Origin of the sequence: Ammoniphilus oxalaticus, assembly GCF_003609605.1 — a bacterium.
Classification (GTDB): Bacteria; Bacillota; Bacilli; order Aneurinibacillales; family RAOX-1; genus Ammoniphilus; species Ammoniphilus oxalaticus.
The window spans coordinates 511,648-533,943 of sequence record NZ_MCHY01000009.1; the positions used below are offsets into that span (position 1 = coordinate 511,648).

Here is a 22,296-nt window from a genome sequence, read left to right on the forward strand (position 1 = left end):
GCTAACGCTCAGTCAATTTATAGGAGGAGAACATTGCAAGCTAAAAAAAGGTCGATCCCATCTTTAGTGAAAGATCCAAAATTGGTGCAAAAAAGACGCGAACAAATTGTAGAAGCGGCTGTCGGGTTATTTATCTCTAAAGGATTTCACAAGACGACCACCCGTGAAATTGCCAAAGCGTCCGGGTTCAGTATCGGGACGTTGTATGAATACATCCAATCAAAGGAAGACGTACTCTATCTCGTGTGTGAATCGATTCATACTGAAGTCGAGAAAAAGATGGAGCAGGCACTGGTCGAGTCAAACAATGGGGCCGAGACGCTGCGGCAAGCGATTAGCGATTTTCTGCATGTGATGGATGAAGTCGATGATAAAGTGCTGTTGATTTACCAAGAGATTAAATCGTTGCCGCGCGAACCGATGCGGTATGTGTTGCAACGCGAAAGCCGCATTACGGAAATATTTGAAGAGATGTTACAGCGGGCGATTAACGATGGATCGCTGCGTCTCGACTCCCATTCCATTAGATTAATGGCTCACAACATCGTTATTTTGGGGGAAATGTGGGTGTTCCGTCGTTGGGCTTTACGCCAACGCTACTCGCTCGCTGAATATATCGAAATGCAAACGAATTTGCTGTTTGGCGGATTGCGAGTGGAAGCGTAAGCTGGTAATTAGGGTGAAAAGGGGGCAAGCGGGATTGGCGCAAAAAACAGAAGTTTATCGACCGCAACACCATGTGCGCTTTGTGAGCGCCGCCGCTTTGTTTGATGGACATGACGTGTCGATCAACATCATTCGGCGCATGTTGCAAGCGTCTGGCGTGGAAGTCGTTCATCTGGGGCATAATCGATCCGTCGAAGAAATTGTTGCCGCCGCGATCCAAGAGGATGTTCAAGGCATTGCGATCAGCTCCTATCAAGGCGGTCATGTCGAGTTTTTGAAATATATGAAGGACCTATTGCGTGAAAAAGAAGCGGATCATATTCGGATTTTTGCGGGCGGCGGCGGGGTCATCATTCCTTCCGAGGCAAAAGAACTGCATGCCTATGGAATCGCAAAAGTTTTTTCTCCGGATGATGGACGAGAGCTTGGCTTGCAAGGGATGATCAATCAGATGGTTCAGGAGTCTGATCAGCCGACACCGAAGCAAATGGCCCGTGATGTAGCGTTGCTCCAACAAAAAGATGTCGGGGCGATCGGGCGCTTAATCACGTTCGCGGAGGACAGTGTTGAGCGCGGGGCGGAGGAAAACGCAGATTTACAAGCCGCCTTGCGGAAGTTGAAAAAACAGGCCTCGTCTACCCCAGTCTTGGGAATAACGGGCACGGGCGGAGCGGGCAAAAGCACGCTTACAGATGAGTTGGTTCGCCGTTTTTTACAGCAGTATCCGCAGCGAACGATCGCTGTCTTGTCGGTCGATCCGACGAAGCAAAAAACAGGCGGGGCGCTGCTAGGCGATCGGATTCGGATGAACGCGGTCCATCATCCGCGCGTGTATATGCGTAGTTTGGCGACGCGCGGTTCGCGAACAGAATTGAGTTTAGCGACAAGTCACGCAATCAACGTCGTGAAAGCAGCGGGTTACGATTTTATCATCGTTGAAACGAGCGGGATCGGTCAAGGGGATGCAGGGATTGTGGATTTGGTGGATGTGTCGATGTACGTGATGACGAGTGAGTTTGGCGCGGCGACACAGCTGGAAAAGATTGAAATGATCGACTTTGCCGACGTGATCGTGATCAATAAATTCGAACGCCGCGGTTCGGAGGACGCCTTGCGTGATGTGCGCAAGCAATATAAACGGTCACGTGGATTGTTTAGCGTCGCTGATGCGCATCTGCCCATTTTTGGGACGATGGCAAGCCAGTTTAATGATCACGGAACCGATGTTTTATTCGCTCATTTAATGGAAGCTGTCGAGGCTAAGTGTGGAGGAAGCTGGGCGACGGGATTGGATTTGATACACCCAAAGGGGAGCCAGCAATACGTTGTCATTCCTGCGGGGCGGGCTCATTATCTAGGGGAGATTGTGGCGGCGGTCCGCGACTATCAAGCGTTCATCAAACAGCAGGTCGATGTTGCCCGCAAACTTTTTCAATTGCGCGGTGTGAAATCACTCGTTGCGGATGATGCTAACTTTGTTGCCAAATGTGAGGAGCAGATCGCTTTTTATGAGAAAAAGTTGGACCCTGAGTGGAAGCAGTTCCTAGATGAGTGGCCTGCCCGTCGCGAAGCGTATAGTCAAGATCAGTTAGTCAGCGCCTTTCGGGGTCGCGAGGTGGTCACTGAATTGTTTACGGAATCGTTGTCAGGCACGAAAATCCCAAAGCTCAGCTTGCCTAAGTTTGAGGATTGGGGCGAGATCCTGCGGTGGGCGATGCAAGAAAACCTGCCTGGCTTTTTTCCTTATACAGCGGGTGTGTTCCCCTTTAAACGGACAAACGAAGACCCCAAGCGTATGTTTGCCGGAGAAGGAACACCTGAGCGAACGAATCGCCGTTTTCACTTTTTGTGCGAGGGGGAACAGGCGAAACGATTGTCGACCGCATTTGATAGTGTCACCTTATATGGGCATGATCCTGACACACGCCCAGATATTTATGGGAAAATTGGAAACAGTGGCGTCAACGTTTGCACATTGGACGATATGAAAAGGTTGTACGCGGGGTTCAATTTGTGCGATCCGTCAACGAGCGTCTCCATGACGATCAACGGCCCGGCTCCGATTTTGTTGGCGATGTATATGAACACGGCCATCGATCAGCAAGTTGATCGTTTTATCGAGGAACATGGACGCGAGCCAACGGAGGCGGAGTATGCGGAGATCAAAGCGGTTACATTACATGTCGTCCGCGGCACGGTGCAAGCCGATATTTTAAAAGAGGACCAGGGGCAAAACACGTGCATTTTTTCCACTGAATTCGCTCTAAGAATGATGGGCGACATTCAACAATACTTCATCGATCAAAACGCGCGCAACTACTATTCTGTCAGTATCAGCGGCTATCACATTGCCGAGGCGGGGGCGAATCCCATTTCGCAGCTGGCTTTTACCTTGGCTAATGGTTTTACCTATGTCGAATATTATTTAAGTCGCGGCATGCAAATTGACGATTTCGCGCCTAACTTTTCTTTCTTTTTCAGTAATGGGTTGGACCCCGAATATACCGTGCTCGGTCGGGTCGCTCGTCGCATTTGGGCCACGGTCATTAAATATAAATACGGCGGCAATGAACGCAGTCAAAAACTGAAATACCATGTGCAAACATCAGGCCGTTCGCTGCATGCCCAAGAAATGGCGTTTAATGACATCCGCACGACATTGCAAGCGCTGGTCGCAATCTATGACAATTGCAACTCGTTGCATACAAACGCGTATGATGAAGCGATCACGACACCAACCGAAAGTTCAGTCCGTCGCGCGATGGCGATCCAAATGATCATCAATCGCGAATTCGGCCTAGCTAAAAATGAGAACCCGTTGCAAGGCGCTTTTATTATTGAAGAATTGACTGATCTTGTCGAAGAGGCGGTGTTGATCGAGTTTTTGCGCATCAACGATCGCGGTGGAGTGCTCGGAGCGATGGAAACACAATATCAGCGCGGCAAAATTCAGGACGAATCGATTTATTATGAGCATCAGAAGCATACGGGTGAACTGCCGATCATCGGCGTCAACACGTTTATCAATCCAAACGCCTCCGATGACGATTATGAAATTGAGCTGGCTCGCTCCACCGAAGCGGAAAAGCAGCTCCAAATTCGAAACCTGCATGCTTTTTGGGAACAGCATCAAGAGGAGGCCCCAGCTGCCTTGGAGCGGTTGAAAATAGTCGCCCGCTCGGGAGAAAATATTTTCGCGGAATTAATGGAAACGGTCAAAGTCGCCTCACTCGGTCAAATTACCGAAGCGCTTTATGAAGTGGGCGGAAAATACCGGCGCAATATGTAAGCGGCAAGGGCGCGAATGAGGTGGGCGGGTAGGGGATAGGGGATGCAGGTAGGGCTCCTAGTTTTAGTAGGAGAAACTCCGCTTAAATCCGGGAATCTCCCGCATTCCCTCTCGGATCTACCGATTTCTCAAATTTAACAGGAGAAACTCCGCCTAAATCCGAGATATTCCCACGTTCCCGTCCAGATTTTCCGATTTTCCAAATTTAGCAGGAGAAACTCCGCTTAAATCCGAGATATTCCCGCGTTCCCGCCCAGATTTGCCGATCTCCCCATTTTAGCAGGAGAAACTCCGCTTAATTCCGAATCTTCCCCCGCCCGTCCAGCTCCACCCCCAAAATCCCCGCAACGTCACCTCCCCGCAAGCCCGAATCAGCCCCCACTTTTTCCTTTTTCAAAAAACTGTAGGAAATGTTTGACACTGGTACTATTTTATATAAAAATAGTGAATACTGGTTGGATAAGATTTCTGTGGGAAGGGAAGTGGATGCGTTGGCAGTTACGGAAAAAGATAAGTGGCAGGATGTTGCCCTTGTAGATATTTCTTATGAAGTTTTGAACCAAGCGAACAAATCGATGACGTATCGTGAGATCTTTCAAAATGCGGCCCAGTTAAAGGGGTTGACGGATGAAGAATTAATGAATCTTATTCCGCAGGTGTATACGGAAATGAACCTCGACGGTCGTTTCATTTGCATTAGCCCCGGGCAATGGGGTTTGAAAAAGTGGTATACATCCGAAGCGATTGAGGAGTCTGTTGAGGCCCTGGCCCGCAAGAAGGGCATCGATGACGATGATGAGGATTACGGCATCGAAGGGGAAGATGAAGTCGTTGAAGAAGTGTTTGCCGATGCGGAAGCTTTCAAAACGAAGAAAAGTTCGCGGGTGAAAGACGATGACGACGAAGAAGATGATGATGAGGAAGAAGATCTGGAAGAAGATCTAGAATTCGATGACGAAGAGGAAGAAGAAGAGGAAGAAGAAGGGTTCGATGAGGAATACGACGAAGATGATGCCGACGACGCGGATGAAGATCGATAACGCGGCATAATTAGACTTGACAATCTGCTTGCCCCTCTTGTACAATTTTCGATGGGCTTCACTTAAAGAAACGTAAAAAAATGTGTTTTATATGATAGATCAAACAAAAAACGCCCCTAAACCAACACGGGATAGGCATCGCGTTTTTTGTTTTTTTTTGTTCAAAATGGCAAATGCTAGGTACAAACTAATCAGAAATAATACGAGCGATAGATGAAAGAGGGGTAACAATGGCTAAATATATTTTCGTTACAGGAGGAGTGGTCTCGTCGTTAGGAAAAGGCATTACGGCTGCTTCCTTAGGACGCTTACTGAAAAATAGAGGACTGAGCGTGACGATGCAAAAACTGGACCCGTACATTAACATCGATCCGGGCACGATGAGTCCTTATCAACATGGCGAAGTGTTTGTCACTGATGACGGGGCTGAAACGGATTTGGATCTCGGACACTATGAACGCTTTATCGATGTCAATTTAAACTCCAACAGTAACGTAACGACAGGAAAAGTTTACTCCTCGGTGATTAACAAAGAACGCAGAGGAGAGTACCTCGGCGGAACCGTTCAAGTCATTCCGCATATTACGAATGAAATCAAAGAACGCGTGTTTCGAGCGGGCCGAGCGGGTGAAGTGGACGTTGTCATCACGGAAATTGGGGGGACGGTTGGCGATATTGAGAGCTTGCCTTTTCTCGAGGCGATTCGTCAGATCAAAAGCGATATCGGTCGCGATCATGTGATGTACATTCACGTTAGCTTGATTCCATACATTGCCGCGGCTGGCGAGCTGAAAACAAAGCCAACGCAACATAGTGTGAAGGAGTTGCGCGGCCTTGGGATTCAACCAAACGTGATCGTCTGCCGATCAGATCAGCCCATCTCCGAAGAAATGAAAGACAAGCTCGCTCTTTTCTGCGATATCGATCCAAAAGCGGTGATCGAGGCGCTCGATGCCGAAACGCTCTATGAGGTGCCATTAGCGTTAAAAGCGCAAGGACTGGATGACTATGTTGTCAACCATCTCGGTTTACAGGCGAAAGCGCAAGCGGAAGCGGATATGACTGAATGGACCGAGTTGGTGCGCAAAGTCAAGAGCGCGAAGAAAACGACGAGAATTGGACTTGTCGGTAAATATGTCGCTTTGCATGACGCTTATTTAAGTGTTGTCGAGGCCATGTACCATGCTGGTTATGACAATGACTCCAATATCGATATCAAATGGGTCGACGCGGAGGATGTGACCGCTGAAACGGCGCGGGAACTGCTGGGCGATGTCGATGGCATCATTGTGCCAGGCGGCTTTGGCGATCGGGGGATCGAGGGCAAAATTGAAGCAATTCGTTACGCGCGCGAAAACAAAGTTCCTTTTCTCGGCATTTGTCTGGGCATGCAGTTAGCTTGTATTGAATATGCTCGTCATGTGCTCGGTTATAAAGAAGCAAACAGCTCTGAAATTGATCCGAAAACAACGCGTCCTGTCATCGATTTGCTTCCTGAGCAGAAGGATATCGAAGATTTAGGAGGCACGATGCGGTTAGGGTTATCTCCGTGTAAATTGGAAGAGGACAGTCTCGTTTACGAAGCGTATCAAAGTACGTTGGTCTATGAACGTCATCGGCACCGTTATGAATTTAATAATGATTACCGCGAGGAAATGAGAAAAGCGGGATTGCGTTTTAGCGGCGTGTCGCCGGACGGACGATTGGTCGAATGTGTGGAAGTGACAGATCATCCCTGGTTTGTAGCAACCCAATTTCACCCTGAATTCACATCGCGACCGAACCGACCGCAACCTATTTTTTGCAAATTCATTCAAGCGGCATTGCATCGACAACAAAAGTAAATTCCATAAGAAGGAATTTCGGGTGGCGATCTCGAAATACTTGAAGTGGCCTAATTTTTTAGAAAAGACCGTGCGAGATATATAAAGTCCATTTCAATGAAAAGGGGAGGCAGCAAGAATGGATCAAAACAAGGTGCTTATCGTCGACGATCAGTACGGCATTCGCGTGTTGCTTTTTGAAGTGTTTGGCAGGGAAGGATATGAAACGTTTCAAGCGGCTAATGGAAAAGAGGCGCTTGATATCGTTCATAATCAATCACCGGACCTGGTCATTTTGGATATGAAAATACCAGGAATGGACGGTCTAGAAATTTTGCGTGAAATTAAGAAGATCGACCAAGAAATTAAAGTGATTATGATGACGGCTTATGGAGAATTGGATATGATCAAAGAAGCGACTGAGCTAGGGGCGTTGACTCATTTTACAAAGCCGTTTGATATCGATGAATTAAGATTAGCTGTCCGAAGTCAACTAGCGGTATAAAATGGTCCGCTTAGGAGAAACTCCGATGGAGAGAATAAAAATTTTTGCATAAATGTGGAGGAGATTCCGTATGCCATTAGTATCAATGACAGATATGCTAAATAAAGCAGTAGAAGGTAAATATGCGGTTGGACAATTCAATTTAAATAACTTGGAATTTACGCAAGCGATTTTGCAAGCGGCTGAAGAAGAACAATCCCCTGTTATTCTTGGTGTGAGTGAAGGAGCGGGGCGCTATATGGGCGGGTTCAAAACGGTCGTGAACATCGTCAAAGGATTAATCGAGGACTATCAGATTACCGTTCCCGTCGCGATTCACCTGGACCATGGATCCAGTTTTGAAAAGTGCGTGGAAGCAATCTATGCTGGCTTCACTTCGGTGATGATCGATGGCTCCCATTTACCGTTGGAAGAAAACATCGCTTTGACGAAGCGGGTTGTCGATGTTGCTCATGCGTTAGGCATTTCCGTTGAAGCGGAGTTGGGTCGAATCGGCGGGCAAGAAGATGATCTGATTGTGGATGACGCGGAAGCTGCGTACGCCATTCCAGCGGAGTGCGATCAGCTCGTGCGCGAAACAGGTGTGGATTGCTTCGCTCCGGCGCTTGGTTCGGTGCATGGTCCTTATAAAGGGGAACCGAATCTAGGTTTCGATCGGATGGAACAGGTGCAAAAGTTAACGGGTGTTCCGCTTGTGCTGCACGGAGGAACAGGGATTCCAACGAAGGATATTCAGCGAGCGATTTCGCTTGGAACAGCGAAAATCAACGTCAATACGGAAAGCCAGATGACATCGGCGGCAACCGTGCGTAAAGTTTTGGAGGAAAATCCAAATCTATATGACCCGCGTAAATATTTAGGACCGGCCCGCGAAACGATTAAGGAAACGGTTAAAGGAAAAATGAGAGAATTCGGTAGCAGCAACAAAGCCAAATAAAGCTTCTAAAACAACGAGGAGGAATAACATGAAGTTTTTCATTGACACGGCGAATACAGACGAAATTCGTGAAATAAATAATTGGGGTGTGTTGGCGGGCGTAACGACAAATCCTTCGCTCGTCGCAAAGGAAGGGCGCGACTTTATTGAAACGTTGAAGGAGATTATCGAAATTGTTGATGGACCCATCAGCGCCGAAGTGATCAGTACGGAAGCGACAGGTATGATTGAAGAAGCGAAGCAATTCACTTCCCTTTCTGATAACATCGTCATTAAAGTGCCAATGACATCGGAAGGTTTAAAAGCGGTCAAGCATTTTTCCGCAAATAACATCAAAACGAATGTGACCCTCGTGTTTAGCGCCAACCAAGCGTTGTTAGCCGCTCGAGCTGGAGCGACTTTTGTCTCGCCATTTTTAGGCCGGTTGGACGATATTGGATCTGACGGGATGATCTTGATTGAAGACATCGTTGAAATTTTCGACGCGCATGGGCTTGATACGGAAATTATCGCCGCCAGCATTCGTCACCCGGTTCACGTTTTGGCAGCCGCAAAAGAAGGAGCCCATATCGGCACGATCCCATACAAGGTGTTTAAGCAAATCATTCAGCACCCATTGACTGACGCGGGAATCGAGCGGTTTTTGGCAGACTGGGAGAGCGCCAAAAAGTAGATTAGGGATAAAGCACCTTCGTCAAGGTGCTTTTACCGTTTTAACTGAATTCCAGCTCTAGTTTTCGGCGGGCGGGATCTTACCGAATTTTAGAGGAATATTCGTTGGGAAAATATAAACAAATGTGCTGGGGAGGGAACAATGGAGAAGCTGTATATCAGTGGTGGAAATCCCTTGCGGGGGACGGTGACGATCAGTGGAGCGAAGAACAGCGCGGTTGCTTTAATCCCAGCATCCATTTTGGCTGAGTCTCCTGTCATCATCGACAACTTGCCCCATATTAACGACGTTGAAATTTACATTAAAATTTTAAAGGAACTAGGGGCTGCCGTGAAGTTGGAGGGCTCGTCTTTATACATAGATCCGCGCGGGATTCAATCCAAACCGTTACCGAACGGGAAGGTGCAGAAATTACGGGCTTCGTACTATTTGATGGGAGCGATGCTTGGCCGATTTGGCGAGGCGATGATCGGTCTGCCAGGTGGTTGCAATTTGGGTCCGCGCCCGATTGATCAACACATTAAAGGATTCGAAGCGCTTGGGGCGACCGTTGAATCGATGGACGGAAGTCTTTCCTTAAAAGCGACGGAACTACGCGGGGACAAAATTTATCTCGATGTGGTTAGCGTGGGGGCAACGATTAACATTATGCTTGCCGCGGCCCGCTCTGAAGGCTTAACAATTATCGAGAATGCCGCGAAAGAGCCAGAAATTATCGATGTAGCCACGCTGCTCACCTCGATGGGGGCAACGATCAAAGGGGCAGGCACCGATGTGATTCGGATTACAGGGAAGTCGAAATTGCTCGGCTGTCGTCACTCAATTATCCCTGATCGAATTGAAGCGGGCACATATATGATTGCCGCTGCGGCAACTCGCGGCGATGTGACGATCGAACAAGTCATCCCGCGTCATTTAGAAGGAATCACCGCGAAGTTAGAAGAAATGGGCATTCGTGTGTTGGAAGGCGACGAGTCGATTCGCGTCGCGCCGCAAAAACAGACTCCTTTTCGTTCAGTTAACGTGCGCACAGGTCCATACCCTGGTTTTGCGACCGATTTACAACAGCCGATGACGTCACTGTTGAGTATTTCGGAAGGAACGAGTGTCGTCACCGACAGTATATACGCCGCTCGTTTTCGGCATGTCGATGAACTCGCGCGGATGGGAGCTAGAATCAATGTGGAAGGTAGTTCCGCATTCATTGAAGGAAACGCCGCTGGTTTAAGAGGGGCTCAAGTGACTGCATCTGATTTACGAGCGGGAGCGGCGCTTGTTGTGGCTGCGTTGAGCGCCCAAGGTGTGACGGAGATCGGCGGGGTTGAGCACATTGATCGCGGATATGATATGCTGGAGGAAAAGCTGTTAGCGTTAGGAGCCAACGTGTGGCGCAAGGATGAAAGGGTGGGTATTCATGGAGCGTAGTTTAACCTTAGAATTGGTTAGGGTTACGGAAGCGGCAGCTTTAGCCTCATCAAGATGGATGGGGTTTGGCAAAAAAAATGAAGCCGACGATGCGGCGACGACCGCAATGCGAGCCGAATTTAACAAAGTACCGATGGATGGAACCGTCGTAATCGGAGAAGGGGAAATGGACGAAGCTCCGATGCTCTATATTGGCGAAAAGATCGGCGCGGGCGACGGACCCGCAGTCGATGTCGCGGTGGATCCGTTAGAAGGCACGAACATCGTCGCCAAAGGCGTTTGGAACGCGCTTAGCGTGTTGGCGATCGCCGACCGCGGTAATTTGCTGCATGCTCCAGATATGTACATGGATAAGATTGCGGTAGGTCCAGAATGTGTCGGGTCGATTGATATTAACCGCAGTGTGCGCGAAAATTTAGAGGCCGTGTCTAAGCGCAAAGGCAAAGAACTACGCGATTTAACCGCTATCATCCTTGATCGACCGAGACACGAACAGCTCATTCAGGAAGTGCGCGATGCGGGTGTGCGGATTAAACTCATCTCTGACGGTGATGTGGCGGCCGCGATCAATACCGCTTTTAGCGACACGGGCGTCGATATTATGTTGGGGGCTGGCGGAGCTCCCGAAGGCGTTATTTCCGCCGTCGCTTTGAAATGTCTCGGCGGCGAAATTCAAGGGCGGCTGTTGCCGAGTGATCAAGCGGAATATGATCGCTGCTTGGCGATGGGGTTGAAAGATCCGCGCCAAGTGCTGTTGATGGATGACCTTGTCAAAGGCGATGACGCGATCTTTGCCGCGACAGGCGTCACCGATGGGGAATTGTTGCAAGGCGTTCGCTTTAAAGGCGGTCGAGCCACAACGCATTCCGTTGTGATGCGAGCAAAAACGGGCACGATTCGCTTTATTAAGGGCGATCACTTACTTGCCTTAAAACCGAATTTGGTTATGAAATAATAGATAGCGGGAAATAATGGTTAGCTGTTCGCGGCTATGTGGAATAAAGGGGGTTGACGTCTCTCAAATTCATCGGGACGTCCCCTTTTGTTCCTATCAATCTCATTGGAAAGATGGTGTGTAACTGAAGCTATGGACATGCAATTAGCGCAATTAGAGGAGAAGAAATTAACAGATTTGTATAAGCTTGCGAAAGATTTTCAGATTCCTTACTACGGAAACATGAAGAAAAAGGAACTGATTTTTGCTATCTTACGAGCCCAAGCTGAAAAAAGCGGGCACATGTTTATGGAAGGCGTCTTGGAAATTCTTGCGGATGGATACGGATTTTTACGTCCGATCAACTATTTACCGAGCGCGGAAGATATTTATATCTCTGCTTCCCAAATTCGTCGCTTTGACCTCCGAACAGGCGACAAAGTATCCGGCAAAGTTCGTCCGCCGAAAGAAAGTGAACGTTACTTCGGTCTACTGCACGTAGACGCTGTCAATGGGGAAGCCCCCGATTTAGCATCTGAACGACTTCATTTTCCTGCCTTAACACCTCTTTACCCTCAGAAGAAGCTCGTTTTGGAGACCTCACCTAATCGTTTATCTTCTAGAGTCATAGACATTTTAGCTCCTGTAGGGCTAGGCCAACGCGGCTTAATTGTCGCTCCGCCGAAAGCTGGAAAGACGGTTTTACTTAAGGAAATCGCAAACAGTATCGCCGAAAATTACCCGGAGATCGAATTGTTCGTGCTATTGATTGATGAGCGACCGGAAGAAGTAACCGATATGCAGCGTTCCGTGGAAGCGGAGGTAGTTGCGTCAACGTTCGATGAATTGCCGGAAAATCATATTAAAGTGGCAGAGTTAGTGTTGGAGCGAGCCCAACGGTTAGTTGAACATCGCAAAGACGTCGTCATCTTAATGGACAGCATCACCCGATTAGCGCGCGCCTACAACCTTGTCATTCCGCCAAGCGGTCGCACGTTGTCAGGAGGAATTGACCCGGCAGCATTCCACCGTCCAAAACGGTTTTTTGGTTCCGCGCGAAATGTGGAAGAAGGCGGTAGCTTAACGATTTTGGCGACTGCGTTAGTGGAAACGGGCTCGAGAATGGACGATGTTATTTATGAAGAGTTCAAAGGGACGGGTAATATGGAATTGCACTTAGATCGCAAGCTGGCTGAACGCCGCATTTACCCTGCGATCGATATTCGCCGTTCAGGCACGCGTCGCGAAGAATTGTTGTTAGCGAAACAAGAGTTGGAACAAATTTGGGCGCTGCGTAAAACATTATCTGAAAATCCAGAAGTAACGGATTTGTTTTTGCGGAAAATCGGCGATACGAAGACAAACGTGGAATTCCTGGAATCGATCGATACAGCGAACGGGAATGGAAAGTCAAAAGCGGGTTCCGGGGGCGGCCGTCCAGCATCGACGATGGTTTAGAAAAAGTAAGGAGTTATCATCATGAATCTTGTGTATGCAGATGAACGGGGACAGGTATACGATCACCCCCGTCTCGCGGCCATTGCTCGCAGCGGGGAAAATTTAATGGAAATTTTAGAAGAAGAACTGATTCCGCTGCCAGAGGGAGCCAGCTTGGTCAGTTTGCCGAACACACGACCTGTCGGTATGGATCCGAATACAGGCGAAATGCAGCTGATCGCTGAAGGCAGCGCAGTCGGGGCGTTGTTGCCGCAAGGTTTCACGCGACTGATGTTGCCAGGCTACATGAAGACCGATCCTGACTACAAATTTCCGTTGTTCGGTTATACAGCTGTCGTCTGGAAAGACAATCAGTTCTACGTGGCCGCAACGCAAAGCGACGAGCATAATAAATGGAATCCTGCTCATTGTCCGCATGATGAAGTTAAACTGCGCGTGGATGAAATGTTAGCTCAGTATCCAGACAATCGGGTCGTTCAGCATCTTTCGCATTGCGCGTTGGAGTATGAATGTTTAACCGCGTCGAACACCTTTTTAAACCGCTGGGAAGGCGGCATCCCCGTTTCCTATTCATGCAACGCTGGCTGTTACGGTTGTATTTCCGAACAACCGGATGACAGCGGCTTTGTCGCTCCGCAAACACGGATGAATTTTAAACCGAACGCGGATGAGCTTACCGAGATTATGCTGCATCACTTGCAAACGCCTGAAAGCATTATTAGCTTTGGACAAGGTTGTGAAGGGGAACCGTCGACACAAGCGCGGTTGATCGTGGAATCGATCCAGCGGACGCGGGCGCAAACAAAGCAAGGCTATATTAACATGAATACAAATGGCGGCTTGACCGATCATATTAAAGCGATCGTTGACGCGGGTTTGGATTTGATTCGAGTCAGCACGATCAGCGCGATTGACGAGCATTACAATGTGTATTACAAACCGCGCGGTTACTCACTGCAAAACTTAGAGAAATCGTTACGCTATTGCGCGGATCGCGGGGTCTATTCGTCGATCAACTATTTGTGCTTTCCAGGCGTATTTGATCGCGAGGAGGAAATGGAAGCGATGATTGAATTCGTGCGTCGCTCTGGCGTCAACCTGATTCAATTGCGCAATCTAAACATTGACCCCGATAGCTATTTGGAAATGATCCCAAAACCGCAAGGCGAAATCTTCGGTATGAAGCAAGCGCTCGAAATTTATCGGCAGGAGTTACCGGACGTCGTGATTGGTTCCTATACACATGTACCACCGCGAACATTTGCAGGGAAGTAGTGTTGTCGGCGGCTCGGGTCCGATGATCTACGCTAGGTTCGACTAGGTTCTAACGGGAGTTTATGCCATTACAAAGGGTGTCCCCTCGTCCTCGGCTGCTGCAAAGGTCAAAACTCCCGTTGCAAGCAAGGTCGCGCGAATGGATTTTGGCTGCTCGACTAGGCTCTAACGGGAGTTTGTGCCGTTACACCGGGTGTCCCCTCGTCCTCGACTACTGCAAAGGTCAAAACTCCCGTTGCAAGGTCGCGCGAATGGATTTTGGCTGATCGACTAGGCTCTAACGGGAGTTTGTGCCATTACAAAGGGTGTCCCCCCGTCCTCGACTACTGCAAAGGTCAAAACTCCCGTTGCAATTTGTCCAGAGCAGTCTGCATTCGGTCCAAAGACGGCCACCACCTTTTACTTATATTATGTTGGAGTCAAATCGCAGTCAGGACGTTGAAGATAGGGCCTCACCAGGATCCGCCGGCCTTCCGATTTTTATTATCTCAAGTTGGGGGGGGCTCGACTTTCTTAATTCGGAGTTGAAACAGACCTTTTCCTCGTGCTATAATATTTCTTGTGTTTTGAGTAATACTCTGGCCTTACAGGAGGACCAGGGCGGAAAGAGGTGAAATGAATGAAATCGGCTATTCATCCTGAATACAAAGTTACAAAAGTGACTTGCGCATGCGGTAACGAATTCGAAACAGGATCTGTGAAAGAAAACCTTCGCGTTGAAATCTGCTCTGAGTGCCATCCTTTCTATACAGGTAAGCAGAAGTTTGTGGACGCAGGCGGACGAGTGGACAGATTTAAAAGAAAATACGGAATCTAATCCAATATTTTTGGGTCAAACGAGACGAGCGGGGAAGCAAATAGCCTGCTCGTTTTTTGTTTTTCCTCCAATCTGTCTTGATCGGCTTTGGCCATCCTTCGACTTCGCCGACTGTCCATCCGTCGGCCTCCCTGTAAGTCCCACTTTAAAGTTGCCGCCCTACGGTTAAGCTAAACCCAAGGGAGGTGCTACCATGCAAAAAAAATCATTCGCTGCGCCGTTACTATGCCTCGCCTTATCGGTTATGACAGCTTGTTCCAGCGGGTTAGGATATGACGATCGACCGCATCAACAGCGGGTGAACTCTTATGGGGCGCGTGATTATACGCATCAAACGGGAGCGTATGATCATGGTCCTGGTTACAACAACGATTTCCAACCGGCCGACATGAACCCTACTTTGATCACAGGAACAAACGATTTATATAATGTGTCGGGCGATGCTCAGATTATGGCTGATTTAGCGTCTACCGTTCCCGGAGTAAAGGCCGCTCGCGCCCAAATTATTGGCGGAACCGCTCATGTTAAAGTCAGAATTGCAAAAGGGGCTGACGCGCTGCATGTTAGACAAACCGTTTTAGAGCGAGTCGAGAAAAAAATGCCTCGCTACCAGATCAATGTAAAAAGAATGTTTGGAGTCGGAGTCGGAGGCTAATCGCTTCCGACTTTTTTCGTATGTTTAGAGTGAACGCATGCGGGGAAAACTAGGGACACATTGACGAGAACGGTAATTATCTATATAATTAGACTGTTATAAGTTACTTATATATTGAGGTGAACGGTTTTGTTTGATCGCTTAGGAGCAGTAGAAGAGCGTTATGAAAAGTTAAACGAATTACTCTGTGACCCCGCTGTAATGAATGACCCTACAAAGCTACGCGAATATTCCAAAGAACAATCTGACATCCAGGAGACGGTCGAGGCTTACCGTGAATATAAATCTGTAACTGAGCAACTTAACGATGCGAAAAGCATGTTGGACGAGAAGCTCGATGATGAGATGCATGAAATGGTAAAAATGGAGATCGATGAGCTGGACCAGCAAAAAAGCGAGTTGGAAGAACGACTGCATGTACTGTTATTGCCGAAGGATCCGAACGATGATAAAAACGTTATTATCGAGATTCGCGGCGCGGCGGGTGGAGATGAGGCGGCGTTGTTCGCTGGTGATCTTTACCGCATGTACACACGCTTCGCTGAGAAAAATGGTTTTAAGACAGAGATCATTGAGGCAAGCGCCAGCGACCTTGGCGGATTTAAGGAAGTGATTTTCGCCGTGAAAGGCAAAGGGGCTTTCAGTAAGTTAAAATTCGAAAGTGGAGCCCATCGTGTGCAACGGATTCCGACAACCGAATCGGGCGGCCGTATTCATACATCGACGGCGACCGTTGCCGTGTTGCCTGAGGCGGAAGATGTGGAAGTTGAAATTTTGGATAAAGATATTCGAATTGATACATTTTGTTCTTCCGGCGCGGGGGGACAAAGTGTTAACACGACGAAATCGGCTGTCCGCGTGACCCACGTGCCATCAGGGCTTGTCGTGAGCTGTCAGGATGAAAAGTCGCAAAACACAAATAAGGAAAAAGCGTTGCGTGTGCTACGCGCTCGTTTGTATGATTTGGAGCAACAAAAGGTAGCGGATGAGTATGGCGAACTCCGTAAAAGCAAGGTCGGAACAGGCGACCGCAGCGAGCGAATTCGCACATACAATTATCCGCAAAGCCGGGTGACAGACCATCGCATTGGGCTAACATTGCATAAGTTGGAACAAGTATTGAATGGGGAAATGGATGAAATTCTTCAATCGTTGATCATTCAAGAACAAGCTGATTTATTAGAAAATGTGGAAGGTCTGTAACATGAGCAGCCTTACGGTAAGAGAAGCCCTGCAAAGGGCTTCTTCGTTTTTATCGGAGATAGAGGATGGCTCGTTTTTGGCCGAATTAATCATTCGACATGTGTTAGGTTGGACCCGAACCGATTTTTTCATGCGGATTGATGAACGCCTCACCGTCGAGCAATGGACCGAGATAGAGCAACTTACACGTAAAAGGCAGGCGGGAATCCCGTTGCAATATTTAATTGGCGAGCAAGAATTTTATGGACTCCCATTTAAAGTGGACGCCTCGGTGCTGATCCCGCGCCCCGACACGGAAATACTGGTGGAGCAAGTATTGAAGCTACGCGATCCTGAAAAACCATCTGTCGTCGCAGATATAGGCACAGGTAGCGGAGCAATAGCGGTCACGCTAGCGACCCACTCTGTTTGGCGGCTGTATGCGGTCGATATCGCGGCGGACTCGTTGCGGTTAGCGGAGGAAAATAGCCGTATCAATGACGTAGCCGATCGGATCACCTTTTTGCGCGGTGATTTGCTCACCCCTCTACCGGAAAAGGTCGATATACTCGTCTCCAACCCACCTTATATTCCATCGCGCGACATCGAGCAACTTGATGTTCAGGTGCGGAACCACGAACCGCTTCGCGCTTTGGATGGGGGACTGGATGGACTGGATTTTTATCGGCGGCTTTGCGCGGGCATTTCCGAAGCAGTGAAACCTGGCGGTCTAATCGCTTTTGAAGTCGGCATGGGTCAGGCCCGGCAAGTCGAACAATTGTTGTTGGACACGGGATGCATCGAGCAAACATTGGTCGTCTGCGATCTAGCCGGTATCGAGCGCGTTGTTATTGGCACAAAAGTTTAAGTGGGCGGGGCTCTCCGAGTGGAGGCCCTTTCTTTTACTAAACAATATTGTGGATGAATTCAGCGCCCGCCCATGGGCTTTTCCCGTGTTGACTTTTACTAAAGAGTGTTGTGGGTGGGGAGCAATTTAAAATACCATAATGAAATGGGTCGCAGGTCGATCCCTTGCGAATATCCTCCATTCCTATACAATTGGGAAAAGGGGGTTTTTTAGGCTGGATAAAAAGGGTCTGTTAATCACGGGTGTAGGGCTGCTATTACTTTCCCTATTTCCGACGGGGTTGATTATGATCGAATCGATGAGTGAAAGCAGAGTCTCAGAAAGATATAAGATCTCCTCACTTTCTTTCAATGAGTATGCGGGCGATGATGCTTTGGACCAAAGCATTGAAGCGGTGTATGAGATTCGGGATTCCCCACCTTACCAACAAATTAACAATGTGTCAGTTTCACATCAACTGATCGACCGAAACAGCGTAGAAAAACAACTCAGAACGGTTGGCGAATTTTTAACGGAAATGAAAAATGAACAAAATGTACGATATAAAAGATCGTATCGCTTCCATGATCAGAAGTTGGTTATAAAAGAGGATTTAACGAGGGACCACGATCATACTTTAGAAATCAATGATCGTATTGTGGATCATCGCATAGAACGGTGGCCGAGCGAGGTAATCGGTCCAGAGCCAGCGCTCAACCTGCGTTATAAAAATGTTGGGTTCGTAATGAAAACGGATCAAAATTCGGGACAAGCTGAATTAATTGTAGTTCAACAAACAGCGCCCCGCTTGTGGCGCATTCGAACGTTTAATGAAACAGGCTTGTTGATTGAGCGGCAGTATTCGTTGCGGGCCCTTCGCCAGGAGGCGGTCATGGTCAAAGCCGTAAATCTTTCAGGGGCGCATGATGGGAGAATCGGTTACCGCTCCCAAATTACACAAGGTTACCCGACCTACCTATTTCCGATTCTCTATCCATATGGTACATCGCTGCTTTCAGTAGCGCTTATCCTTTATTATTTTGCGGAACTACGGCCACAGGCGCCTTCGAAAAAAAGAATTTAACTACGGGGCTGCCTGAATTGACCCCCAACACTCGTTAGTAAAAGTGTTTGCAGATTACCTTAATCAGGGGTTCGAAATCGCGCCCCCAACACTGTTTAGTAAAAGGGGGTACTCACCGAGGCCAGCAGAATCCGTAAATTAAGAGGCTACTGCACGTCCCCACCCCCAACACTCGCTAGTAAAAGCCGCAGCCTCTTTTGAGCTGCCCCGCCCCATACCGAACCGTATCACGGCCTACTCGGTTTGCCCCTAAATTGCCCAAACAATTCTAAAAATAGAAAATTGGGTTTAAAAAAACTCTTTTCTGTCGAGACTGTTTGCTAAGGAGATAGAAAAGAGAGGGGATTACGAAGGGCATGAGAAAAGTAAGCTTGGTTTTATTTTCAGTAATGATCTTAGTTATGAGTTGGGAAAATCAAAAATCGGTTGCGGCTTTATTTTCAGGCGATGGGGTTCCTGAACAGTCGATTCGCTTGCGGATCATTGCCAACAGCGATGCTCCTCAAGATCAAATTTTAAAAAGAAAGATTCGCGACAACATCAATAACTACCTTGCCGATCAAGTGGAAGAGCTAGATTCACTAGAGCAGGCGAGACAAAAGATGCATGCAGAGCTTCCCGCGTTGGAAGAAATCGTGGAACAAACGGTGGCTGACAGCGGGTTCACATATGAGAGTAACGTAGAATTAGGCGTCGTTCCTTTTCCGACAAAAATGTACGGACAATACGTTTATCCGGCTGGCGATTATGAAGCGTTGCGGGTGACGGTTGGTGAAGGGCGCGGTCAAAATTGGTGGTGTGTGTTGTTCCCGCCGTTATGCTTTGTGGATATTACGACAGGCGATGCCGTCAAAAAGGACGAGCAGGGGAACCACGAGTTAGCAGACGGGGGCGATGGCGCGCCGCAAGTTCAGGTTAAGTTTTTCTTGTTTGAAATCTTCCAAAAACTATGGAAAAGCATTTTCGGCTAATCTAAAAAGATTGACAGAATGAAAAGAGCCCATGTATCATATCATTAACTAACCTTATATAGTGGAAATAAAATTGAAATCGATTTTCTTATTCGGAGCAGGTGGAGGGACTGGCCCTATGAAACCCGGCAACCCGTTAGGACCAATAACAATTCCTAAAGAGGGTGCTAATTCCTGCAGGTGGCGATCCGATCATCTGAGAAATAAGGAGGAACTCAGTATAACGAGATAGAGATGGATGACGAGAGACCTTCTACCTTTTTTTGCAAAGCGTAGAAGGTCTATTTATTTGGAAGATGGCAGAGGGGGAGCGAGAACGTGAAGGATCATCTGTTACAGTATATACAGAAAAACATACTCATTGGAGACGGAGCGATGGGAACGTTGCTTCATGGTTATGGCGTGCCTGTTGGCGCGTGCGGGGAAGAGTGGAATTTGACCCGCCCGGATTTAATTCGAGAAATTCACGCGAGTTATCTTGCGGCCGGCGCTACTTTAATAGAAACAAATACGTACGGAGCGAACCGTGAAACGTTATCAAAGTACGGGTTAGAGGATCAAGTTGAGGCCATTAATCGGGCCGCGGTCCAGTTGGCAAGAGAAGCGATTGGCGATGAAGCGTACATTGTTGGCGCGGTCGGCGGCATTTTAGGCGGCAGAAAAACCAATTTTGATCGCGAAAAACTACAGTATGCCTACGATGAACAAATCAATAGTTTGCTAAAGGAATCGTTGGATGGAATCATGCTTGAAACGTTTTGCAACGTGGAAGAAGCGATCATCGCGATCGAAGCGATTAAGCGGGTAAGCTCGATTCCCGTCCTCTGCCAACTATCGGTCCAGGACCTGACTCGCACATTGGATGGTTATCCGTTAGATGAAGCTTTTGGTCGACTTTTGGAGGCGGGAGCGAGTGTCGTTGGGCTAAACTGTTACAATGGACCCGCGAACCTAATCCGTTCTTTTGAAAAGTTGAACTTACCTGAAGGGACCTTATTATCGGCTTATCCCAACGCGGGTTTGCCCGCCTATGTGGACGGAAAATACGAATATGAGTCTTCGCCTGAATATTTTGCGGAAAGCGCTGAAAAATTGGTTGAACTGGGTATCCGCATTATCGGCGGGTGTTGCGGGACAACGCCTGAGCATATCTCCGCTGTCGCCAAACGCCTAAAAGGAAAAGAGCCGCAACGGGTGCAAGTGAACGAACGAGCGTTGCGACCGGATCGTGTTGTGATTCCGTATCCAGAGATCAGTTCTGAAAAAACGATCCCGCAATTGGCTCGCGAACGAACGACGGTGATTGTCGAGTTGGATCCGCCGCGGGAATTGGACTTCGAACCGTTTTTAGATGGAGCGGCTGCCTTAAAAGAAGCAGGGGTCGATGCGATCACGATGGCGGATAATTCACTAGCGATGACGCGGATGAGCAACATGGCGCTAGGGGCGATCGTCAAAGAAAAAATTGGCGTCCGTCCACTCGTTCACATGACTTGCCGTGACCGTAATTCAATCGGCCAGCAATCCCACCTGATGGGACTGCACGCGTTAGGGATTGACCATCTCTTAGCGATTACGGGAGACCCGACGCGGTGCGGCGATTTACCGGGGGCTTCCTCAGTGTACGATATGACCTCATTTGAATTGATTCGGATGATCAAACAGCTTAATGAAGGAATCGGCTTCTCCGGTAGAGAGTTGAAAAAGCGTTCGACCTTTACTGTCGCAACCGCTTTTAATCCAAACACGCGTCATTTGCATAAAGCAGTGGAACGATTGGAGAAGAAGCTCGAGGCAGGGGCGGATTACATCATGAGCCAACCGCTGTATGATCACGACCAGTTTGCGCAAGTAGCGGAAGCGACCGCTCATTTAGACGCGCCGATGTTTGTCGGGATCATGCCGTTGACAGGTCATCGCAATGCCGAATTTTTGCACAATGAAGTGCCGGGCATTCAGTTGTCTGATGAAGTGCGATCCCGCATGGCCAAGTTTGAAGGGGATGACGCCCGCAAACAAGGAGTCGAAATCGCCCTCGAACTGTTGGAAACCGCGCAACGTTATTTTAACGGAATCTATTTGATCACACCGTTCATGCGTTATGAAATGACCGTCGAGCTGGCTCTGCAAGCGAAAAAAGGGGTAAAAGAAGATCACCTCGCTCGAAACTAGCATTTTACCGTTGTCTTTTTTGGCATAACTATCATTCTAGAACATATAAATCATAGAAAAGCTAGAATGAGGGGGACGAGTAACGTGCTAAATAACAATAGTGTGGTACGGATGGCAACGAAACAAGATGTGTCGGCGATAGTGAAACTTTTAGAACAGGGTAAACTAAACGCAACAGGAATTGAGCAACATATTGAAAACTTTTTAGTTGTGGAACAAACGGAGCCGCGACGGATTATCGGAACAGCCGGCTTAGAAATAAGCGATGAAAAACGCGGATTGCTCCGTTCACTGGCGCTCGATTCGACCTACCTCGAAGCAAACGCATTAATGGAGTTGGTGAGAATTTTGTTAGCATTTGCTGTACAAAAAGGGGTACAAGAAATTTATTTGCTAACACCCTCCACTTCTTTTTTCGAGTTTTTCGGATTTGAGGCGATTGAACACACGGATACGCCCGCCTCGATCCAACAATCGGCCCATTTTCGACAAGCAAAAACAGACTTATCCACGGTGATGGTCTATCAAACACGAAAAAAGTAA

General features: G+C 48.1%; 20 protein-coding genes and 1 riboswitch. Of the genes, 19 read left to right on the forward strand and 1 reads right to left on the reverse strand.

The genetic code is table 11. The features are described from left to right. The first annotated feature begins 33 nt into the window (after window positions 1–33). From BEP19_RS13970 to rpmE, 12 genes are all read left to right on the forward strand, one after another. Window positions 34–666 carry a TetR/AcrR family transcriptional regulator gene (locus BEP19_RS13970; RefSeq protein WP_120190521.1) on the forward strand — a complete coding sequence of 211 codons (633 nt, stop codon included), beginning with the start codon at window positions 34–36 and terminating at the stop codon, window positions 664–666. A 34-nt stretch (window positions 667–700) separates the two neighbouring features. After that, window positions 701–3,955, forward strand: coding sequence for a fused isobutyryl-CoA mutase/GTPase IcmF (icmF, locus tag BEP19_RS13975; protein WP_120190522.1), 3,255 nt, complete (start codon window positions 701–703; stop codon window positions 3,953–3,955). 455 nt (window positions 3,956–4,410) lie between these two features. After that, complete coding sequence (rpoE, locus tag BEP19_RS13980) at window positions 4,411–4,995, forward strand: DNA-directed RNA polymerase subunit delta (protein ID WP_170145377.1); 585 nt, start codon at window positions 4,411–4,413, stop codon at window positions 4,993–4,995. Between the two features lie 230 nt (window positions 4,996–5,225). After that, complete coding sequence (locus BEP19_RS13985) at window positions 5,226–6,839, forward strand: CTP synthase (protein ID WP_120190524.1); 1,614 nt, start codon at window positions 5,226–5,228, stop codon at window positions 6,837–6,839. A 118-nt stretch (window positions 6,840–6,957) separates the two neighbouring features. After that, window positions 6,958–7,323 carry a response regulator gene (locus BEP19_RS13990; protein WP_120190525.1) on the forward strand — a complete coding sequence of 122 codons (366 nt, stop codon included), beginning with the start codon at window positions 6,958–6,960 and terminating at the stop codon, window positions 7,321–7,323. A 70-nt stretch (window positions 7,324–7,393) separates the two neighbouring features. Then, complete coding sequence (fba, locus tag BEP19_RS13995; protein ID WP_120190526.1) at window positions 7,394–8,260, forward strand: class II fructose-1,6-bisphosphate aldolase; 867 nt, start codon at window positions 7,394–7,396, stop codon at window positions 8,258–8,260. Between the two features lie 28 nt (window positions 8,261–8,288). Beyond that, a complete protein-coding gene (gene fsa, locus BEP19_RS14000) occupies window positions 8,289–8,933 on the forward strand; it encodes a fructose-6-phosphate aldolase (RefSeq protein WP_120190527.1) in 645 nt (214 codons plus the stop codon). A 141-nt stretch (window positions 8,934–9,074) separates the two neighbouring features. Then, window positions 9,075–10,358 carry a UDP-N-acetylglucosamine 1-carboxyvinyltransferase gene (locus tag BEP19_RS14005; protein WP_120190528.1) on the forward strand — a complete coding sequence of 428 codons (1,284 nt, stop codon included), beginning with the start codon at window positions 9,075–9,077 and terminating at the stop codon, window positions 10,356–10,358. After that, entirely contained in the window at window positions 10,348–11,313 is a 966-nt protein-coding gene (gene glpX, locus BEP19_RS14010) for a class II fructose-bisphosphatase (protein WP_120190529.1), read from the forward strand. Before BEP19_RS14005 ends, glpX begins: the two co-directional genes overlap by 11 nt. A gap of 132 nt (window positions 11,314–11,445) precedes the next feature. Then, the gene (gene rho, locus BEP19_RS14015) at window positions 11,446–12,750 is read left to right on the forward strand and encodes a transcription termination factor Rho (protein ID WP_120190530.1); all 1,305 of its coding nucleotides are present in this window, start codon (window positions 11,446–11,448) and stop codon (window positions 12,748–12,750) included. A gap of 21 nt (window positions 12,751–12,771) precedes the next feature. Next, window positions 12,772–14,025 (forward strand): radical SAM family protein, encoded by a 1,254-nt coding sequence (locus BEP19_RS14020; protein WP_120190531.1) that lies wholly within the window; start codon window positions 12,772–12,774, stop codon window positions 14,023–14,025. 619 nt (window positions 14,026–14,644) lie between these two features. Continuing rightward, window positions 14,645–14,842, forward strand: coding sequence for a 50S ribosomal protein L31 (gene rpmE / locus BEP19_RS14025; protein WP_120190532.1), 198 nt, complete (start codon window positions 14,645–14,647; stop codon window positions 14,840–14,842). Here the strand turns inward: rpmE and BEP19_RS18180 are convergent. Further along, window positions 14,839–14,961 carry a hypothetical protein gene (locus tag BEP19_RS18180; RefSeq protein ID WP_281269302.1) on the reverse strand — a complete coding sequence of 41 codons (123 nt, stop codon included), beginning with the start codon at window positions 14,959–14,961 and terminating at the stop codon, window positions 14,839–14,841. The genes rpmE and BEP19_RS18180 overlap by 4 nt on opposite strands. Window positions 14,962–15,035: 74 nt before the next feature. On the opposite strand from BEP19_RS18180, the gene BEP19_RS14030 reads away from it, so the two are divergent. The 7 genes from BEP19_RS14030 (at window position 15,036) to BEP19_RS14060 (ending at window position 22,296) form a co-directional block, all read left to right on the forward strand. Further along, on the forward strand, window positions 15,036–15,497 hold the full coding sequence (locus BEP19_RS14030; protein WP_120190533.1) for a Rossmann-fold NAD(P)-binding domain-containing protein: 462 nt from the start codon (window positions 15,036–15,038) through the stop codon (window positions 15,495–15,497). A 129-nt stretch (window positions 15,498–15,626) separates the two neighbouring features. Next, on the forward strand, window positions 15,627–16,700 hold the full coding sequence (gene prfA / locus BEP19_RS14035; protein WP_120190534.1) for a peptide chain release factor 1: 1,074 nt from the start codon (window positions 15,627–15,629) through the stop codon (window positions 16,698–16,700). A 1-nt stretch (window position 16,701) separates the two neighbouring features. Then, entirely contained in the window at window positions 16,702–17,547 is an 846-nt protein-coding gene (gene prmC / locus BEP19_RS14040; protein ID WP_245983572.1) for a peptide chain release factor N(5)-glutamine methyltransferase, read from the forward strand. 286 nt (window positions 17,548–17,833) lie between these two features. After that, window positions 17,834–18,610 carry a hypothetical protein gene (locus tag BEP19_RS14045; RefSeq protein ID WP_147393801.1) on the forward strand — a complete coding sequence of 259 codons (777 nt, stop codon included), beginning with the start codon at window positions 17,834–17,836 and terminating at the stop codon, window positions 18,608–18,610. A gap of 356 nt (window positions 18,611–18,966) precedes the next feature. Next, complete coding sequence (gene spoIIR, locus BEP19_RS14050; RefSeq protein WP_120190537.1) at window positions 18,967–19,581, forward strand: stage II sporulation protein R; 615 nt, start codon at window positions 18,967–18,969, stop codon at window positions 19,579–19,581. 85 nt (window positions 19,582–19,666) lie between these two features. Further along, window positions 19,667–19,791: riboswitch (SAM riboswitch) on the forward strand. 108 nt (window positions 19,792–19,899) lie between these two features. Continuing rightward, window positions 19,900–21,753 (forward strand): bifunctional homocysteine S-methyltransferase/methylenetetrahydrofolate reductase, encoded by a 1,854-nt coding sequence (locus tag BEP19_RS14055; protein WP_120190538.1) that lies wholly within the window; start codon window positions 19,900–19,902, stop codon window positions 21,751–21,753. An 84-nt stretch (window positions 21,754–21,837) separates the two neighbouring features. Next, window positions 21,838–22,296, forward strand: a complete 459-nt coding sequence (locus BEP19_RS14060; protein ID WP_120190539.1) for a GNAT family N-acetyltransferase — start codon at window positions 21,838–21,840, stop codon at window positions 22,294–22,296.

Bases quoted from the DNA above. Each gene is read 5' to 3' on its own strand.
- rho (WP_120190530.1), top strand. From the start codon at position 11,446: ATGGACATGCAATTAGCGCAATTAGAGGAGAAGAAATTAACAGATTTG.
- BEP19_RS14020 (WP_120190531.1), top strand. From the start codon at position 12,772: ATGAATCTTGTGTATGCAGATGAACGGGGACAGGTATACGATCACCCC.
- BEP19_RS14045 (WP_147393801.1), top strand. From the start codon at position 17,834: ATGATCGAATCGATGAGTGAAAGCAGAGTCTCAGAAAGATATAAGATC.
- fsa (WP_120190527.1), top strand. From the start codon at position 8,289: ATGAAGTTTTTCATTGACACGGCGAATACAGACGAAATTCGTGAAATA.
- spoIIR (WP_120190537.1), top strand. From the start codon at position 18,967: ATGAGAAAAGTAAGCTTGGTTTTATTTTCAGTAATGATCTTAGTTATG.
- BEP19_RS13985 (WP_120190524.1), top strand. From the start codon at position 5,226: ATGGCTAAATATATTTTCGTTACAGGAGGAGTGGTCTCGTCGTTAGGA.
- BEP19_RS18180 (WP_281269302.1), bottom strand. From the start codon at position 14,961: ATGGACAGTCGGCGAAGTCGAAGGATGGCCAAAGCCGATCAAGACAGA.
- fba (WP_120190526.1), top strand. From the start codon at position 7,394: ATGCCATTAGTATCAATGACAGATATGCTAAATAAAGCAGTAGAAGGT.
- prmC (WP_245983572.1), top strand. From the start codon at position 16,702: ATGAGCAGCCTTACGGTAAGAGAAGCCCTGCAAAGGGCTTCTTCGTTT.
- BEP19_RS13990 (WP_120190525.1), top strand. From the start codon at position 6,958: ATGGATCAAAACAAGGTGCTTATCGTCGACGATCAGTACGGCATTCGC.
- glpX (WP_120190529.1), top strand. From the start codon at position 10,348: ATGGAGCGTAGTTTAACCTTAGAATTGGTTAGGGTTACGGAAGCGGCA.
- rpmE (WP_120190532.1), top strand. From the start codon at position 14,645: ATGAAATCGGCTATTCATCCTGAATACAAAGTTACAAAAGTGACTTGC.
- BEP19_RS14030 (WP_120190533.1), top strand. From the start codon at position 15,036: ATGCAAAAAAAATCATTCGCTGCGCCGTTACTATGCCTCGCCTTATCG.
- BEP19_RS14005 (WP_120190528.1), top strand. From the start codon at position 9,075: ATGGAGAAGCTGTATATCAGTGGTGGAAATCCCTTGCGGGGGACGGTG.